Here is a 1,207-nt window from a genome sequence, read left to right on the forward strand (position 1 = left end):
GGCCACGCCCTGGCCATGGTGACGAGCGCCTTGACCGCGGCGGGGGTGGGCCGGGGCTGCGGCGAAGCGGGGGTGGGCGGGGAGGTCGTAGCGGCCGCGCGCTCCTCGACGAGCCGGCGGAACACCGGGTCGGAGGTGTACTGCGCGATGCCCTTGCCCAGCGCGAACGGCAGGTGTCCCAGGTCGAGGTCGCGAGGGCGCCAGCCGAGCATCGTGGTGTCCAGGGTGACCACCAGCGCTTCGCAGCCGGCGGCCTCGGCGCGGCCGACGAGGCTCTCGACCAGCTCGTCGGAGGTCGACCAGTACATCTGGAACCAGCGCGGGGAGTCGCCCATGGCGGCCGCGCACTCCTCCATCGACCGCGAGCCCTGGTTGGAGAAGACCATCGGCACCCCGGTGGCGGCCGCGGCCCGCGCGACGGCGAGGTCGGCCTCGGGGTGCACCAGCTCCAGGGCGCCCACCGGGCCGAGCAGCACCGGCGCCGGGAGCCGGCGGCCGAAGATCTCCACGGAGGTGTCGCGGGCGCTGGCGTCGCGCAGCACCCGGGGGACCACGGCCCACTTGTCGAAGGCGGCACGGTTGGCGCGCTGGGTTACCTCGTCACCGGCGCCGCCGGCCACGTAGGCGTACGCGCGGGCGTCCAGCACCCGCTTCGCCTTCTGCTGCAGCCGCCGGATGCCGACCGGCACCGTGGGCGAGTGGCCGAACACCCCGGCCCGGTAGACCTCGTTCTGTCGCCGCCGCCCCGCGCCCGCTTCGCTCACGCGGTCACCGTAGTGACCCCGCTCTCTTCTCGGCCGCCGGGTGGCCGGCAGGTGGATTCCCGGGGGTTGGTCGGCGCCCCGGCAGGGAAGGAAGTCCCGACACGCCGTGCGACACGCACGACACGCGCGTAACGGCGTAGCAACGAAGCGTCACTTCCGGCATCATCTGAAACTCCAGTGCACCGGAACGGGGGACGGGCTGAGCACCACATCTGGGCGGACCACCGGATCGACGACGTCGGCCCGGTCGATGCGCCTCGCCCGCTCCACCGGCATCGCGACCGGTCTCCTCGCCGTGGCTCTGGGCGCCGCCGTCTCCCTGGCCGGCCCCGCCCTCGCCGTCGACGACCCCTCCCGCCCCGCCGCCCGGGTGACCCACGGGCCGAGCTGCCAGCCGGGCGTCGGGGCGGGAGGGGTCGTCGACGGCGAGGGCGGGGCCGGCC

2 protein-coding genes are annotated in these 1,207 nt (G+C 75.3%); one reads left to right on the plus strand and one right to left on the minus strand.

Features of this window, described 5'->3' with window-relative positions; genetic code table 11:
• The coding region (locus C5508_RS19210; RefSeq protein WP_198598199.1) for an alpha-hydroxy-acid oxidizing protein at window positions 1-764 on the minus strand (764 nt) is incomplete at its 3' end.
• A 250-nt stretch (window positions 765-1,014) separates the two neighbouring features.
• Between C5508_RS19210 and C5508_RS19215 the strand changes: the two genes are divergently transcribed.
• On the plus strand, window positions 1,015-1,207 hold a 193-nt coding region (locus tag C5508_RS19215; RefSeq protein WP_198598200.1), incomplete at its 3' end, for a hypothetical protein.

The sequence above is a fragment of the Blastococcus atacamensis genome (assembly GCF_002938425.1).
Classification (GTDB): domain Bacteria; phylum Actinomycetota; class Actinomycetes; order Mycobacteriales; family Geodermatophilaceae; genus Blastococcus; species Blastococcus atacamensis.